The 16146-nt window shown below is 34.9% G+C and carries 20 protein-coding genes; 11 read left to right on the forward strand and 9 right to left on the reverse strand.

Translation table 11 applies throughout. The features are described 5' to 3' along the window. Window positions 1-204: 204 nt before the first annotated feature. The 3 genes from QVO42_RS04240 to QVO42_RS04250 form a co-directional block, all read right to left on the reverse strand. A complete protein-coding gene (locus QVO42_RS04240) occupies window positions 205-921 on the reverse strand; it encodes a nucleotidyl transferase AbiEii/AbiGii toxin family protein (protein ID WP_022424929.1) in 717 nt (238 codons plus the stop codon). Beyond that, window positions 918-1511, reverse strand: coding sequence for a type IV toxin-antitoxin system AbiEi family antitoxin domain-containing protein (locus QVO42_RS04245; RefSeq protein WP_022424930.1), 594 nt, complete (start codon window positions 1509-1511; stop codon window positions 918-920). Before QVO42_RS04245 ends, QVO42_RS04240 begins: the two co-directional genes overlap by 4 nt. 148 nt (window positions 1512-1659) lie before the next feature. After that, window positions 1660-2541, reverse strand: coding sequence for a PHP domain-containing protein (locus QVO42_RS04250; protein WP_022424931.1), 882 nt, complete (start codon window positions 2539-2541; stop codon window positions 1660-1662). 131 nt (window positions 2542-2672) lie between these two features. Between QVO42_RS04250 and QVO42_RS04255 the strand changes: the two genes are divergently transcribed. Continuing rightward, window positions 2673-2993 (forward strand): aminotransferase class I and II, encoded by a 321-nt coding sequence (locus QVO42_RS04255; protein WP_022424932.1) that lies wholly within the window; start codon window positions 2673-2675, stop codon window positions 2991-2993. Here the strand turns inward: QVO42_RS04255 and QVO42_RS04260 are convergent. Continuing rightward, entirely contained in the window at window positions 2965-3495 is a 531-nt protein-coding gene (locus tag QVO42_RS04260) for a TetR/AcrR family transcriptional regulator (protein ID WP_022424933.1), read from the reverse strand. The genes QVO42_RS04255 and QVO42_RS04260 overlap by 29 nt on opposite strands. A 100-nt stretch (window positions 3496-3595) precedes the next feature. Between QVO42_RS04260 and QVO42_RS04265 the strand changes: the two genes are divergently transcribed. The 3 genes from QVO42_RS04265 to QVO42_RS04275 are packed head-to-tail and all read left to right on the forward strand — an operon-like array spanning window position 3596 to window position 5583. Continuing rightward, window positions 3596-4426 carry a DegV family protein gene (locus tag QVO42_RS04265; RefSeq protein WP_022424934.1) on the forward strand — a complete coding sequence of 277 codons (831 nt, stop codon included), beginning with the start codon at window positions 3596-3598 and terminating at the stop codon, window positions 4424-4426. Window positions 4427-4459: 33 nt separating this feature from the next. Continuing rightward, window positions 4460-5041, forward strand: coding sequence for a chromate transporter (locus QVO42_RS04270; protein WP_288163828.1), 582 nt, complete (start codon window positions 4460-4462; stop codon window positions 5039-5041). Next, window positions 5038-5583, forward strand: a complete 546-nt coding sequence (locus QVO42_RS04275) for a chromate transporter (protein ID WP_022424936.1) — start codon at window positions 5038-5040, stop codon at window positions 5581-5583. Before QVO42_RS04270 ends, QVO42_RS04275 begins: the two co-directional genes overlap by 4 nt. 23 nt (window positions 5584-5606) lie before the next feature. Here QVO42_RS04275 and QVO42_RS04280 read toward each other — a convergent pair whose 3' ends face one another. From QVO42_RS04280 to QVO42_RS04300, 5 genes are all read right to left on the reverse strand, one after another. After that, window positions 5607-7340, reverse strand: coding sequence for an ABC transporter ATP-binding protein (locus tag QVO42_RS04280; protein ID WP_022424937.1), 1734 nt, complete (start codon window positions 7338-7340; stop codon window positions 5607-5609). Between the two features lie 38 nt (window positions 7341-7378). Next, the gene (locus tag QVO42_RS04285) at window positions 7379-8140 is read right to left on the reverse strand and encodes an HAD-IIB family hydrolase (RefSeq protein ID WP_022424938.1); all 762 of its coding nucleotides are present in this window, start codon (window positions 8138-8140) and stop codon (window positions 7379-7381) included. A gap of 217 nt (window positions 8141-8357) precedes the next feature. Continuing rightward, the gene (locus QVO42_RS04290) at window positions 8358-9671 is read right to left on the reverse strand and encodes a glycoside hydrolase family 32 protein (RefSeq protein ID WP_022424940.1); all 1314 of its coding nucleotides are present in this window, start codon (window positions 9669-9671) and stop codon (window positions 8358-8360) included. 83 nt (window positions 9672-9754) lie between these two features. After that, window positions 9755-10291: a histidine phosphatase family protein gene (locus QVO42_RS04295; protein WP_022424941.1), complete on the reverse strand. Its 537-nt coding sequence runs from the start codon at window positions 10289-10291 to the stop codon at window positions 9755-9757. Then, window positions 10291-10569, reverse strand: a complete 279-nt coding sequence (locus QVO42_RS04300; RefSeq protein WP_022424942.1) for a glutaredoxin family protein — start codon at window positions 10567-10569, stop codon at window positions 10291-10293. The genes QVO42_RS04295 and QVO42_RS04300 overlap by 1 nt, the downstream gene beginning before the upstream one ends. 235 nt (window positions 10570-10804) lie before the next feature. Between QVO42_RS04300 and QVO42_RS04305 the strand changes: the two genes are divergently transcribed. Genes QVO42_RS04305 through QVO42_RS04335 form a run of 7 tightly spaced genes read left to right on the forward strand, consistent with a single transcriptional unit; the run spans window position 10805 to window position 16139 of the window. Continuing rightward, window positions 10805-11344, forward strand: a complete 540-nt coding sequence (locus QVO42_RS04305; RefSeq protein WP_022424943.1) for a biotin transporter BioY — start codon at window positions 10805-10807, stop codon at window positions 11342-11344. Window positions 11345-11357: 13 nt separating this feature from the next. Then, entirely contained in the window at window positions 11358-11588 is a 231-nt protein-coding gene (acpP, locus tag QVO42_RS04310) for an acyl carrier protein (RefSeq protein ID WP_006504254.1), read from the forward strand. Window positions 11589-11632: 44 nt separating this feature from the next. After that, window positions 11633-12061 carry an acetyl-CoA carboxylase biotin carboxyl carrier protein gene (gene accB / locus QVO42_RS04315; protein ID WP_022424944.1) on the forward strand — a complete coding sequence of 143 codons (429 nt, stop codon included), beginning with the start codon at window positions 11633-11635 and terminating at the stop codon, window positions 12059-12061. Window position 12062: 1 nt separating this feature from the next. Beyond that, window positions 12063-13424 carry an acetyl-CoA carboxylase biotin carboxylase subunit gene (locus tag QVO42_RS04320; RefSeq protein ID WP_022424945.1) on the forward strand — a complete coding sequence of 454 codons (1362 nt, stop codon included), beginning with the start codon at window positions 12063-12065 and terminating at the stop codon, window positions 13422-13424. After that, window positions 13417-14277 carry an acetyl-CoA carboxylase, carboxyltransferase subunit beta gene (gene accD / locus QVO42_RS04325; protein WP_022424946.1) on the forward strand — a complete coding sequence of 287 codons (861 nt, stop codon included), beginning with the start codon at window positions 13417-13419 and terminating at the stop codon, window positions 14275-14277. Before QVO42_RS04320 ends, accD begins: the two co-directional genes overlap by 8 nt. 10 nt (window positions 14278-14287) lie before the next feature. Continuing rightward, window positions 14288-15226, forward strand: coding sequence for an acetyl-CoA carboxylase carboxyltransferase subunit alpha (locus tag QVO42_RS04330; protein ID WP_022424947.1), 939 nt, complete (start codon window positions 14288-14290; stop codon window positions 15224-15226). Beyond that, entirely contained in the window at window positions 15219-16139 is a 921-nt protein-coding gene (locus QVO42_RS04335; RefSeq protein ID WP_022424948.1) for a beta-ketoacyl-ACP synthase III, read from the forward strand. Before QVO42_RS04330 ends, QVO42_RS04335 begins: the two co-directional genes overlap by 8 nt. Window positions 16140-16146 lie beyond the last annotated feature (7 nt).

Raw genomic sequence — 16146 nt, forward strand, 5'->3', positions numbered from 1 at the left:
GGCAGTCCATTATTAAGTTTTTTATTATGTTCCCTTTGTACACCGTTGCAACCGGTTCCTGATACATAATCTCATCTCCTCTTATAAAGAATACATATCCATCATATGCACAACAGCAGCACAAACCTCATCAAAACTAATGCCCGCAGCATATTCAAAATTTTTCTGATAAGTTCTCCATTGACTATTCATCACGCCACTCTTTTAAACAACAGCAATGATGTTCTTATAATCCCTGAGGACTTCTGAAGTACCTCTCTTTTTCGATGTTGCGTCAAGCGCTGCCTTCAAATACTCTGGTTCAATATTTTTATACTGCAGCTTCATAAGAATATAAACATCATAATAATCTCTTAATCTAGTATTCTGGTCACCTCTTGAAACAATAGATTCTAACTTTTCTGCCATAATTGTTTCCAGATTATAAGCAAGTACAGAGATTTCTTTATCTTCCAATAACAACTTATACCCATATCTTATTGCTTCAGGTGTAACTTTATCCCCCGTAGTAATATCCAATTTCAAAGGCACAGCCATTGGCGGATAATTAGCAGATATTGAAACACGATATCCCGTATATTTGTCGCCCTCTCGAATTTCACATATTTTCTTTAATTCAAAAGTTATATTATCATGTAAATCAGTATTACATATATCAAAAAACATCTTTTTAATACTTTCTTCATTAACTGGCCAATCTTTAATTGTTGCATCCATATCCATAGTGGCTCTAGTATCTAAGCCCACCATTGCAGCTATAAGAAAACCACCTTTCAATACAAAATTGTGATGATACTTTGAAATAGAAATTCGCTCTAACAAACGCTCCAGCATAAAGTTCTGCATGACAAGCTGCGCTGAAATTTGCTTTTCTTTTGAGATATTCTTAATAATAGCTTTAAGTTGCATCGCATTTTTCATATGAGCACCTCTAGATAAGTTCTTACTTTATCCTCAACATGAAACTTCTTCGCATACTCCGATAAAAGTGGAATATTCTTATCGGTTCTGATCACATAGCGTTTAAATGCTTCTGCAACAATACCTTTATCCAATCCTCCGCGCTTGCGGAGAATGTCACACAAAGTACGTTCCATACTATATACCATTATTTTATTTCCACCTGGAGATTGTATTTGAGTCTTTCCTTCATCATACCATTCCTGTTTCACCCTTGCACAATTGACTCCCTCATTCCTTACATTTGTCAGATTATAATTATTTGGAAAACACATATCATATCTATTCGGTGTTCTATCCGTTAAGTCCCATAAAAACAATGCTGTTTCATTAGAAAAAATTCCTTTCTTAAACCTAGCTTGCAAATCCACAAATTCATCTCCCCATACTTCAGGAAGAATATATACACCTCTCACACTTCTTTCAAGTTTACCTTCATCCACAAGTTTTTTTAAATTTCCTCTGGATATTCCTTTTTCGGTAATTGCCGCAGATGTAATAACACCATTATTCTCTTTCGCAAGCTGTATGATTGTATCTGATATATTCATTCTATCACCTCCAATTTAGTTATTGACTTTTATGCCCTTTATTATATATACCGAGGGCATAATTGTCAATTTTGGTATACATCCCTTTCACTTTTATATACTTTAGATATTCACTTATTTCTCAAAAAAAGGAAAGCTTTCACTTTCCTTAAATCAAATGATACTTTCTTAAGTTTTCTTTTATCTCTTCTTCTACTTGACTATGATGTCCACCTAACTTAATAGAAGGTTTTGTCTTACCATGGAAATCACTACCACATGTATAAAGAATATCCAGTTCTTTTGCCTTATTATAGAAGTACTGATTCACTTCTTCCGAATGATAACTAGAAAAACATTCAACACCTTGTAGTCCTAGTTTGACCATTTCATCTAATAGTTCAAACTGTCCTTTAAGGTTATTTCCAGGATGGGCTAAGACTGCAACTCCACCATGTTTATTAATCAGTTTAATTGTGTCTTCTAATGTAGGAAATTTAATTTCCGTATAACAGGGTTTACCCTGTGCGTAATAATCCCAATAGAAATTCACAAAAGGATTATCACTTCTAGAACCATTTTCACGATAAGGTGCAAGTATTTCATTATCAATATAACGTGGATCATTGAGTAACGCTTCTCCAAACATTTCTCCTGTATAGACACCATTAGAAGATAAAGCATCTAACTTTGCTTTATCTAATTCAAAACCTAGATTATTAGTCAATTCTAGTTTCTTTAAACTGCATGCCTGTTCCTGTTTCTCAATGCTTTCACCTAGCTTATTAAATTCTCCTGAATCATCAATACCATATCCCACAACATGAAGATTCACACCCTTGTAGGTACAATCTACTTCAATGGCTGGTATATAAGTCATACCTAATTCCTTGCATCTTAAAGATGCTTCATTATTAGCTTTAATCCAGTTATGATCTGTAATAGCCATAATCTGGATACCTGATTCGTGACACATATCTACTAACTGCGTTGGTGTATATTCACCATCATCACTATAGAAACTATGCATATGTAAATCAATAATACTCATACTATTCTCCTCTCATATATATTCATCATATCATGAACAACAATCAACTTCAGACAATTCATGTCTTATCATTCATTTTACGTAACAAATATTAATCATTATGATAATTTATTTGAAAAGGAGTTGGTTTTATGAATTTATCTCATCGTACTGATACATTTACTGATTCAGTAATAAGAAGAATGACAAGAGTATGCTTAAAATCTGACTACTCCCACGGGCTTGCCCGTGGGAGTAGTCAGAACGATGATGTGAAGTTCTGTGAGGACTTAGCCCGTATTGTAGGTGTAGGAGCTGTGCCTGGTTCTAATTTCTTTAAAGAAGATGTAAAACATCTCATTCGTTTCCATTTTGCAAAGAAGGATGAAATACTTCTTGCTGCACTAGACAAATTAAAAGACATAAAAAAAAGATGCCTCATTATTAAGGCATCTGTGGTGCACTTTCACTGATCATCTTGGCTACATCCTGTGCAGAAACAAGTTTTCCTGTCTTTTCCCAATTAATAAATGTATTGAGTAAAGCACCTGCATAGTAATACGCACGATAAATCATATCTTTATGATCAGAATAGAGTTCTACCATGAAATGGTTGACTGCATTCACTAATACAGAATAAAGACCTTGTCTTTCCATGATAATAAAGAATGTCGCATACTGATCAAAGAATTCTATTGAAAACAAGATATGTGAATATTCCATGAAACGTTCTTCTTTAGGACGTTTTTTATTTTCTGTCAAATATTGAATAATGATCTCACGTAGATAGTCTTCTATCGCATTCACTTTAGAATCATAATAATGATAATAAGTCATACGTGAAATACCTGCTTTTTTCGCAATCTGGCTTACTGTAATCTTATCTAGAGAATCTCTCTTCATAAGTTCTACAATCGCTTCTCCTATACACATTCTTGTAAATCTATTTCTTTGTGTTTTCTTATTTACGTCCATAAACTGCACCTCTGAACAAATATTTACATAAACTTTCTCTTTGTAAATTGTATCATTTCACAATTTAAACTACAATAGTATTAATAGGGAGGTTTTTCGCATGAAAAGAAAAATTGTGGCTGACTCATCTTGTGATATGTGGGAATTAAATGGCGTAGATTTTGCGGTAGCACCGATGACTATTTCTACTGATAATAAACACTATGTAGACAATCAGGAACTAGATGTACATTTAATGTCTGAAGACCTTGCAAAGTATAAAGGTGTTTCTCATACTGCATGTCCAAGTGTTGGGTCTTGGTTAGATTGTTATGAAGGATATGATGAAGTGTTTGTCGTCACTTTAACTGGTGCTATGTCAGGCACTTATAATTCTGCTATGACAGCCAAAGGTATTTATGAAGAAGAAAATGAAAATGTAAAGGTACATGTATTTGATAGTTTATCTACAGGACCTGAAATGAGATTACTTATTGAAAAATTAAAAGAAATGATTGAAGAAGATCTAACATTTGAGGAAATTGTAGAAAAAGGACAGGACTACTTAAAACATACTAGATTATTCTTCGCATTAAAATCATTACATAACTTTGCGATGAATGGACGTGTAAATAAAGCAGTTGCTTCTGCGATTGGTGTATTAAATATTTCTATTTTCGCAACAGCCAGTGAAGAAGGTACTATCCAGCAGATCAGTAAATGTCGTGGTGAAAAGAAGGTAGTGAAATCAATGATTGAACATCTTGAAAATGCTGGATACCATGGTGGTAAGGTACGTATCTCACATGCAGATAATTTAAAACTTGCACATAGTGTCAGAGATAAGATTTTAGAACTATATCCACATGCAGATATTATTGTATATCCAATGGGTGGTCTATGTACTTATTATGCTGAAATAGGTGGACTACTTGTAGGGTGTGAATGTTAAACCAGTTGATAACTGGTTTTTTTCATGCCTAAAATGTATAATACAGAACATAGGAAGGTGAATACTTTGAAGAATAAATTAGTGAAGCTATTCTTTTCTACTCTCTACTTAAGTGCTTTTACTTTTGGAGGTGGATATGTCATCGTCTCTTTAATGAGAAAGAAGTTTGTCGATAATTATCATTGGATTGATGAAGATGAGATGTTAGATTTAGTCGCTATTGCGCAAAGTGCACCAGGACCTATTGCGGTCAATGGTGCTATTGTAGTTGGATATAAGATGGCTGGACTGCTAGGAATATTCATCTCAGTACTCGCTACTATTATTCCTCCTTTTGTGATCATATCGATTATTTCTGTCTTTTATGAAATATTTAAGACTAATCTGATTGTATCTCTTATGTTAGAAGGGATGCAGGCAGGAGTAGGCGCAGTTATTGCATCTGTATGCTTCGAAATGGGCAGTGGGCTGTTAAAAGAGAAAAACATGCTTTATCCTGTTATTATGATAGGTGCTTTTGTCGCTAACTATATATTTAATATCAACGTCATGATAGTCATTATTGTTTGTATCATGATTGGATTACTATATTCTATGAAAGGGGGACAGTCATGATCTATCTACAATTATTCTTAAGTTTCTTGCAGGTGGGTGCATTTAGTTTTGGTGGTGGTTATGCAGCTATGCCGCTTATTAAGCAGCAGGTGATTACAGCCCATCATTGGTTATCTGTCTCTGAATTCACTGATCTTATATCTATTTCACAGATGACACCTGGCCCTATTGCTGTCAATTCAGCAACTTTTGTCGGTATCAAGATTGCTGGTATTCCTGGCGCAATATGTTCCACTATTGGCTGTGTATTACCTTCATGTATTATTGTAGGTATTATCAGTTATTTCTATCTCAAATATCGACATATGGATAAATTACAGAGTGTCTTAAAGATGTTAAGACCAGCCGTTGTCGCATTAATTGCGACTGCAGGTGTCTCTATTCTTACCACTGCATTCTTTGGTGAAAGCTTCAATACATTTAAGATCCATCTTGTAGTGATATTTGGTATATGTGTTATATTACTTACTAAGTATAAGTGGGATCCTATTCTTGTTATGCTCCTTGCAGGAGTGATAAATACAATTTATTACTTTATTTAAAAAACGACCGCGAGGTCGTTTTCTTATTTCATTAATTCCTGTGTATGTACAAGTTGCGCATAAGCACCATTATTTTCTAATAATTCATGATGCGTTCCTAGTTCAATGATTCTTCCTTCATCAATAACCGCAATTCGATCTGCATTCTTGACTGTAGATAAACGATGCGCAATCACAATAGTAGTACGTCCCTGTGATAACTTATCAAATGTTTCCTGAATCTTAGCTTCAGTGACACTATCTAATGCACTTGTGGCTTCATCTAGAATAAGCACTGGTGGATTCTTTAAGAATATTCTTGCGATAGAAATACGCTGTTTCTGTCCTCCAGATAATAATACACCACGTTCTCCTACATTGGTTTCAAAGCCATCAGGCATTTCCATGATATCATCATAGATTTCTGCGAGTTTAGCTGCTTCAATGATATCTTCCATTGTCGCATCTAATTTACCATAACGGATATTTTCCGCAATACTATCCGCAAATAAGAAGACGTCCTGAGAAACAACACCAATGTTGTTGTGTAATGATGTTTGAGTCACATCTCTGACATCATGACCATCTACTAAGATAGCCCCTTTTGTGACATCATAGAATCTAGGAATCAACTGAGATAAAGTAGTTTTACCTCCTCCTGAAGATCCTACTAACGCAAGTGTTTCACCTGGATGAATATGTAAATCAATATCTGTTAAGATATTTCTATCTTCTTCATACGCAAAGCTGACATGATCAATATCAATCTGTCCAGATACATTTGTAAGTTCTTTTGCATCAGGACGATCTTCTAATTGAGGTTTTGTGTTAAGTAGTTCTACAAAACGATGGAGACCTGCAGTCCCATTCGCAAATAATTCCGCAAAGTTAGATAACTTACGTACTGGATTCACAAATGTAGAAACATATAAGCTAAAGGTAATGAGATCGATAGTATCCATCTTACCCTGCATAATAAGAGCTCCACCTACTGCAATAACGATCAGTGATAATGTACACATAAAGAATTCCATAATCGCATTAAAGCGACCCATAGCTTTATGGAATTGTTTCTTAGATGTTTTATATGTATCATTGGATGTATTGAACTTCTGTTGTTCAATTGTTTCATTCGCAAAGGCCTTGGCTGTTTTCATACCAGTAAGTCCAGATTCGATATCAGTATTGATGACTGCAACCTTCTGTTTAACACGAATTGAAGCTTCACTCATAGAGTGACGTGATTTCCATACTACAAGTATGAAAACAGGTATCATAATCGCAATAACTAAAGCTAAACGCCATTCGATTGTGAACATGATAATAATAGAACCAATAATAGTCACAGTAGAGATGAATAAGTCTTCTGGTCCATGATGTGCAAGTTCTGTGATATCAAATAAATCAGTCGTTAAACGGCTCATTAATTGTCCAATACGATTATTATCAAAATAACCATAGCTTAATGACTGCATGTGTTCAAATAAGTCTTTACGCATATCTGCTTCTACAAGAATACCAAACGTATGCCCATAATAACAAATTATATAAGTAAAGAATGAACGAACTAAATAAGCCAATAAGAAAATAATCATAACCATCCAGAATGTCTTATAAATACTATTTGGTAGTAATGTATACATACACCATCTAGAAACAAATGGAAAAGCAAGATCAATTAAAGAAATCATTAACGCACATGCAAGGTCTAGAAAAAATAGACGACGATGTGGTTTAAAGTAAGATATAAATGTTTGAAAATCAGTTTTTTGTTTCATAGTGATCCTCCCTCGGATTATTATGCCATATTTCAAGATTAAAGTAACTCATAATGTTTCAAAGCTTTATAGATTCCTTCATTATCCACTGTATCAGTGATATAAGTTGCTTTCTCTTTTAAGACATCTACACCATTTCCCATCGCTATGCGTTGTCCTACTTCTCTAAACATAGCTTGATCATTATATCCATCACCAAATGCATAGGCATCCTCTTTAGTGAGTGAGAAGTGTTCTATTATATACTTGATTGCATGTCCTTTATCAAAAACAAGAGTAGATGTATCACAGGAACCAGTACCACCATGATCATTAATCACACATTCTCCTTTAAACGCTTCTATCATCGCATCTCTCTTTTCTAACGTGTCATAGAAGAGGTCACATGTGTAATAAGTACCTTCTTCGTCTTTAATATGTTCTTCACCATATTCTTTCTTTACATGTGTGAGTACATCTCCTTCTAGATGATAAGGAGTAGAGAATGTATCAGAGACAAAAAGTCCTCCACATTCTAAATTATCTAACTTATGCTTAAGGATATCTACTTCATCTTGTGTAAATGGAACGCCATAAAGTTTTTCACTCTTATAACTGATATAGCGCCCATTACATGAAATAATACCTGAAACTAGTTTTCCAAAAAGATTTTCTGCATAATAAGGTGCACGTCCTGTACAAACAAATGTATCATACCCCTTCTCTTTTAATGCTTCTAACGCTTTCTGATTAGATTCTGGAATATGTCCATGAATAGCCAATGTACCATCGATATCAAAAAATAATACTTTTCTCATCATATAGTCCTCCCTTGTATCTATTCTATCAAAAAAATCAGAAGAGATTAATGTCCCTTCTGATTTCTATATGCATAATATTTTAATTGTGTCTTCACTTTTTGACTGATACATACAAATCCAAGTGAACACAAAGTCACAAGTATATCTCTCATCATATGTATACCTCCTAGTTGGTACATACTAACTATATACAATTTAAGAGAAATATGCAAATGATTTACCTTGTATAGATTGTGCAGTCTGAGATATGTGTATCTTCTTCCTGTAGATGATAGATAATCTGACTCACTACATAATAACCATTATTCACAAAGATTTCGATAACACCTTCATCATAATAGATTTCTAAATCACACTGACCATTTAATACAGGTGTTTTATGAATATTGTATAGTTCATCATTATTCACAGATACAGCTGTACGATCTACGACTAGCTGATCATCAACATAAGAAATCTTAACACCACCTAATGTGATTGTTTCATTGTCTTCAAGTGTTGTTTTCATTAAGAAAGGTGCATCAAAGTCAATAGTATCTGTTGTATGCACAAATGTATTCTTAATTAATGGATGTACATCCTGATAGACATGTCCGTCTTTATAAGAAAGATGACGTGGCATTGTGAATAAACCAATCCATTCTTCACCTTCTAAGACTTCCTTCATTCTCATCCATCCGAGAATAGTACGTTTATTGTTTTCATCTAAGAATGTCTGAGGGGCATAGAAATCAAAGCCATAGTCAATAAACATAAGGTCTCCTGCCTTAGACATTGTACATGTTTCTTCATCAAAGTTAACTGGCATAATAACTGCATTACTATTAGGACGTGGATAACCATCTAAGTTTTCAAGTGAGAAAACCAAGAAGTACTGTCCATCACATTCAAATAGATCTGGACATTCCCACATATTCCCAATTGAAGAATCGATAAATCTATTCTTATAAGTAAATGTCATACCATCTTCACTTTCATAGAATAATACTTCACCATCAAAATCATCACCATGAGGAATCTTACTTCCTAGAATCATATAAACATGTCCATTCTTGCCTAACCAGACTTTAGGATCTCTTGTATGCTGATCATGTCCTAAAGAAGGATCAGTAATCACATCGACAACCTTATATTTTGCGTCTTTATTATTAAAGTGATATCCATCATCACTAATAAGTAATGCCTGTGATGCAATTAAGTCATCCTTAATAAGTGGTTTATGGATATATTCAGGATTTTCAATACGATACTTGATGGCTGTGTAATAAAGGTACATTTTGCCATTGTAGTTTAATGCGGAACCTGAGAAGATTCCGTTTCTGTCATAATCCTTAGAAGGATATAAAGCGATTGGGAGATGCTTAAATGTCTGGAAATCCTTAGTAACTGCATGTCCCCAATGCATTGTGCCCCATGATGTATCATATGGGAAATGCTGGTAGAAGATATGATATTCTCCATTAAAATAAGTTAGCCCATTTGGATCATTGATCCAGTTTCTAGGTGCTGTAAAGTGTATTTTTGGTCTCATTCTATTATTCCTCCATCTCTTTCTTATTATAGTGATATCGGTCACATATTCAATCAAAAAAAAAGAAGTATTTGTTGTACTTCTTAATACTCATACTTCTTTAATTCGCAGTTTTTTATACCAAAGGCAGAAAATTCATCATTAGTCATATCACGAAAATAAGATTCAATAATACGAGAAATACCATTATGAGCAACTAAAAGATAAACATGCTGATCATCCTTCTTCACATCATCTAATAAACTATAGATACGATGAGCAAGATGCAACATTGTTTCTCCTCCTTCAAAAGAGTTCACAAAACATGTCTTTGCCTGTTTGAATTCTTCTCCATCTCTAGGTGTAGATTCATATTTCCCAAAGTTCTGTTCCTTAAGTCTTAATTCTTCTCTTGCTGGTATACCTGTTACTTCAGATATATGTAAGGCAGTATCCTTTGCACGACTAAGTGGTGAATAGAGAATTTGATCTATATGGATATGATGTTCCTTAATATAATGACCAAGTTCTATAGCCTGCTTATGTCCTAATTCCGTTAATTCAATATCCGTTGCCCCACAGATCTTATTTTCTACATTCCAGATAGTCTGACCATGGCGTGTAAAATAGAAATGCCCCATTATTTTAAAGCCTCATCAAATACACGTTTGAAGTTTGCCTTGATTGAATCAAAATCATCCTGGATTGTACATTCGAAGCACTTCTCTTTTCCAATAAATAAAGAAGGAACTGCATAATAATCATAATTTTCAGCTAAAGCGACATTTTCACTTTCTTCAATTTTTTCTATATCCAATGACTGATATGCAGGATTTTCTGCCATCAATTCTTCCATCGCTTTTTTTGCCTTCTGACAAAATGGACACTCTTCTAAATAAAACATTGTGATCTTTTTCATATATATCCCTCACTTTCCTGACTCTATTATTCTCTTTTTTATGCCATTTATCAACATATTTAACTAAAATGTAAGTGCTTGTTCTATTAGTTTTAATTTCAAATTAGTATATTTGTTGTACAATTATGGCTATTTTGTCATATTTATTGCTAATTTATTTGATTTTTAAAATCAAAGGTCTATAATGCAAGTCAAGGAATAGTTTGATATTCCAAGTAGTGAAAAGGAGAATGATATGAAATCTAATGTTTCAAATCTAGTCAGAGACGCATTGATGTTAGGAGTACTGATCTGTTTATCACAGATTTCTGTGGCATTGCCGACAGCTGTTCCTATCACATTGCAAACCCTGGCCATCTATCTCATTGCGTGTCTTATGACACCAAACCATGCATTCTATACAGTGCTTTGTTATTTGATTATGGGAGCTATTGGTCTTCCAGTATTTAGTAATTTTAGTAGTGGTATGGGTGCTCTTATAGGTCCAACAGGAGGCTTCTTATTCAGTTTTCCTATTATGGCATTAGTTATGAGTACTATTATTACTCATAACCGTTCAGTTCAGGGCCATATTCTTGCCATGATTATTGGAACAGCTATTACTTATGGACTTGGAAGCATTTACTTCATGTATACAATGAAAGCATCACTTCTAAGTACATTAATGACTTGTGTATTACCATTCTTACTTGGTGATGCACTAAAGATTGCAGTCAGCTGCATGATCGCATTTAAATTAGAAAAGATTGTATTAAAAAAGACAGTATTGTCATAAGGAGGATATAAACATGACAACATTTGATAAGGTAAAAGATATTATTGTAGATTCACTTAGCTGTGATGAAGAACAGGTGACATTAGAAGCATCTTTAAAGGATGATCTTGATGCAGATTCATTGGACGCCGTTGAATTAATTATGGCTGTAGAAGATGAATTCGATGTACAGATTCCTGATGAAGAAGCCAACAAGATGGCTACTGTAAAGGACATTGTTGATTACTTAGAAGCAAATGCTTAATTTTTTAAATAAATAGTTTGAATTTCAAAGAAAGAAGGTTTTCTATGGATTTAGTCAGAGAGTTGATGGAAGCTTTTGAACAAGCTGATATCGATAAGATGAAAATTGAAATGGAAGGCGTGAAACTTGAACTTGAAAAGAGTCAACAGGTGCAGGTAACTGCACCTGTCACTGTATCTAGTGAAAGTGCGCCTGTTGTTGTACAAGAATTAAAGGAAGAAAAACCAGTTATTAGTGGTACAGAAGTAAAGGCCCCTCTTGTAGGAGTTTATTATTCTTCACCTTCCCCAGATGATCAGCCTTTTGTCAAGGAAGGGTCAAAAGTCACTAAGGGACAGACATTATGTATTATTGAAGCCATGAAGGTCATGAATGAAATTAAAGCACCTGTAGATGGTACTGTCCGTTCTCTATTAGTGAAGGATGAAGATTTAGTCAGCTTTGATCAGACTTTAATGATCATCGAGGAATAGTATGTTTAAGAAGATTTTAATTGCGAATCGTGGAGAAATCGCTGTTCGTATTATTCGTGCATGTAAAGAGATGGATATTTTAACGGTAGCCATTTATTCTACGGCTGATCAGAATGCATTACATGTACAGTTAGCGGACGAAGCAGTATGTGTGGGTGGTCCCAAGAGTGCTGATAGTTATTTAAATAAGGAAGCGATTATTACTGCAGCTGTTGAGACAGGATGTCAGGCGATTCATCCAGGTTTTGGTTTTTTATCTGAAAATAGTGATTTTGCAAGACTTGTAGAAACCTGTGGACTGAAGTTTATTGGTCCTAAGGGAGATGTTATTGATGCGTTAGGTAATAAGTCCAAGGCAAGAGAAATGATGATTGAAGCAGGTGTTCCTGTCGTTCCAGGATCTAATGGTTCAGTCAATACATATGAAGAATTAAAAGAAGTTGTCAATGAGATTGGTTATCCTGTGCTTATTAAAGCAAGTGCTGGTGGTGGAGGACGTGGTATGCGTAAGGCCTTTAGTGAAGATGAACTAGAGAATGCCTTTATGACTGCCAAGGCAGAAGCCAAAGCATGCTTTGGGGATGATGATATGTATGTAGAGAAGCTTGTATTGAATCCTAAGCATATTGAGTTCCAGATTTTAGCGGATGAGCATGGCAATGTGATTCATTTAGGTGAGAGAGACTGTTCTATTCAAAGACGTAATCAGAAAATGATAGAAGAAGCACCATGTAAGGTACTTGATGCATCTTTACGTTTAAAAATGGGTGAATCTGCAGTCAAAGCGGCACAGGGTGCTGGTTATACCAATGCCGGGACTGTTGAGTTTGTTTTAGATGAACACAACAACTATTACTTTATTGAGATGAATACGCGTATTCAGGTAGAACATCCTATTACTGAAATGGTCACTGGTATTGATCTCATTAAGCAGCAGATTCGTATTGCATCAGGTTTACCTTTAAGCTTTAAACAGGAAGATATTACTTTACAGGGTCATTCTATTGAATGTCGTATTAATGCGGAAGATCCCTTCCATAACTTTAGACCATGTCCTGGTCAGGTGAACTTCATGCATTTACCTGGAGGGCCAGGTGTAAGAGTGGATACGATGTTATATACAGGTTATACACTCCCTACTCAATATGATTCAATGGTCGCAAAAGTGATTGTCCATGCCCCTACTCGACTAGAAGCAATTAAGCGTATGAGACGCGCTTTAAGTGAACTTGTGATTGAAGGTATTACAACTAACCAGACATTACAGTTCTATATCCTACATCAGCCTGATTATATTAAAGGACATTTTAATACAGGCTTTATTGAAACACATTTAGATGAGATGGTGAGTGAAAATGGATAGTATCTGGAAGAAAAGAAAACAACAATTACAGGACTTTCGTAGTTATTTAAATAAAGACAACAAAGTCAAGAAACAGGAAGTGCCTGATGGATTATATCAGGCATGTCCTAATTGTAATAGTACAATTCGTACACTTGATTTAAAGAATCATTTACAGGTATGTCCACAGTGTGGTCATCACCTCTTTATTGATGCTTATGCACGTTTAGACGCGTTATTTGATCATGGCAAGTATAAAGAATACTACACTTCTATGAAATCAGGAAACCCATTAGGATTCCCTGGTTATGAAGAAAAACTTGAGAAGTATGAATATAAGACAGGATTACATGATGGTGTTGTTGTCGCAGGTGGTCGTATTGATCATATGCGCACGATTGTCGTTGTGATGGATCATCGTTTTATGATGGCTTCTATGGGTAGTGTGGCTGGTGAAAAGATTACACGTGCAATTGAAATGGCAACAAGAAAGAAATTACCTTTGATTATTTTTACATCAAGTGGTGGTGCAAGAATGCAGGAAGGCATCTTCTCTTTAATGCAGATGGGTAAGACATGTGCTGCATTAAAACGTCATTTAGATGCTGGACTTCTTTATATCTCTTATTTAACACACCCTACAACAGGTGGTGTCACTGCATCATTCGCAATGCTTGGTGATATTAATATTGCAGAACCAGAAGCTTTAGTCGGTTTTGCAGGACCTAGAGTTATTGAAAGTACTATGAAGACAAAGCTACCTGCTGGATTCCAGCGTGCTGAATTCTTAGAGGATCATGGCTTTGTAGATATGATTGTGGAACGTGAGAAGATGCGTGACACATTGGCTTTATTATTACGTATGCATGCATAAGGAGGGTTATATGTCTTTAAAGGAAAAGGAAGAAAAGATTGCGGAGCTAGAAAAGAAGCTTGCAGTCATTAAGAATGATAGAGAAATAGATTCCAGTAAGATTGAAGAAACAATCAATGATTATAAGAAAGAGACATATTCACATCTTTGTGCATATGATCGTGTTTATCTTGCAAGAAAGCCTGAACGTTCTCATATACATGAGTTTATTGATCATGTATTTGATGAGTTTGTAGAAATGCGTGGTGATCGTTATTTCAAGGATGATCAGGCAATTGTCGGTGGTATTGGAATGTTTAATAACATGCCAGTCACAATTATTGGACATCAAAAAGGAAGAAGTATTGATGAAAATTTAAAGTGTCAGTTTGGTATGGCAAGTCCTGAAGGGTATCGTAAAGGAATGCGTTTAATGAAACAGGCAGAGAAGTTCCATCGTCCTATTATTACTTTTATTGATACACCAGGTGCTTATCCTGGTATTAGTTCTGAAGAGAATGGTATTGGTGAAGCAATTGGTCAGAGTCTGATGATGATGAGTGATTTAAAGGTTCCTATTATTGTGATTATTACTGGCGAAGGGGGAAGCGGTGGTGCTTTAGCCCTAAGTATTGGTGATCACTTAGCCATGTTAGAAAATGCGGTTTATTCTGTTTTATCTCCTGAAGGTTTTGCATCTATTCTTTGGAAAGATGTGAAGGGAGAACGTATTGAAGAAGCATGTGAAGTCATGAAGATGACAGCCGAAGATTTATATCATTATGGGATTATTGATGAAATCATCAAGGAACCTCTAGGTGGTATGACTACAAATCCTGTCGCTGTCTATAGAAATATACGTAAGGTGATTAGAGAGCAGTTAGATATTCTCGTCCCAATGGATGTAAATACTTTAATACGTAAGAGATATAACAGATATCGTAAAATTGGAGAATGGAAGAATGGATAAAGGTATTTCTGTCATCGATACAGGATATTATGTACCTGAGAATGTACTGACTAATGATGATCTATCAAAGATAGTTGATACGAGTGATGAATGGATTTATCCCCGTACTGGTATTAAGAAACGTCATATATGTAAAGATGAAACACTTATAGATATGGCTTATAAGGCATCTTTAAAGGCATTAAACAACATCAACAAAGAAGATATTGGAATCATTATTGTGGCAACAATGTCTTCTCCCTATAATACCCCTTCTATTGCCTGTCTCTTACAGGAACGTTTAGGTTTAAATAATGATGTATTTGCGTTTGATTTAAACGGGGCATGTAGTGGGTTTGTCTATGCATTATCAGTGGCACGTTCATTACTTTATACAAGTGATAAGCGTTATGCCTTAATTATTGGTGCTGAACAGCTTTCAAATCTCATTGACTGGAAAGATCGTACAACATGCATCTTGTTTGGTGATGGGGCTGGTGCTGTTGTCGTAGAGAAAGAAAATAAGTTATTTTGTGATTATCAAGGATCAGAAGGCAATAAAGAAGTGCTTTATGGTTTAAAAAATGATTATTTACATATGGAAGGTAAAGAAGTATTTAAGTTTGCGACAAGAGTTCTTCCTATGTGTATAGAGAAAGTATTAGAAAAGGCATCACTTACTAAAGATGATATTGATTACTTTGTGGTGCATCAGGCGAATGAAAGAATTATTCGTCATGTCTATAAGAAAATGAAAATAACATCGGATAAGTTTTATCTGAATGTCGATGAATATGGTAATACATCTGCTGCAAGTATTCCTCTTGTACTTGGAGAGATGAATGAAAAGAAGTTATTAAAAAGAGGTATGAAGATACTCTGTGTTGGTTTTGGTGCAGGACTGACTTATGGTGCCAATCTGATAGAGTGGTAAGGAGAAG

It is taken from the genome of Catenibacterium sp. CAG:290 (assembly GCF_000437715.1).
GTDB lineage: Bacteria > Bacillota_I > Bacilli_A > Erysipelotrichales > Coprobacillaceae > Catenibacterium > Catenibacterium mitsuoka_A.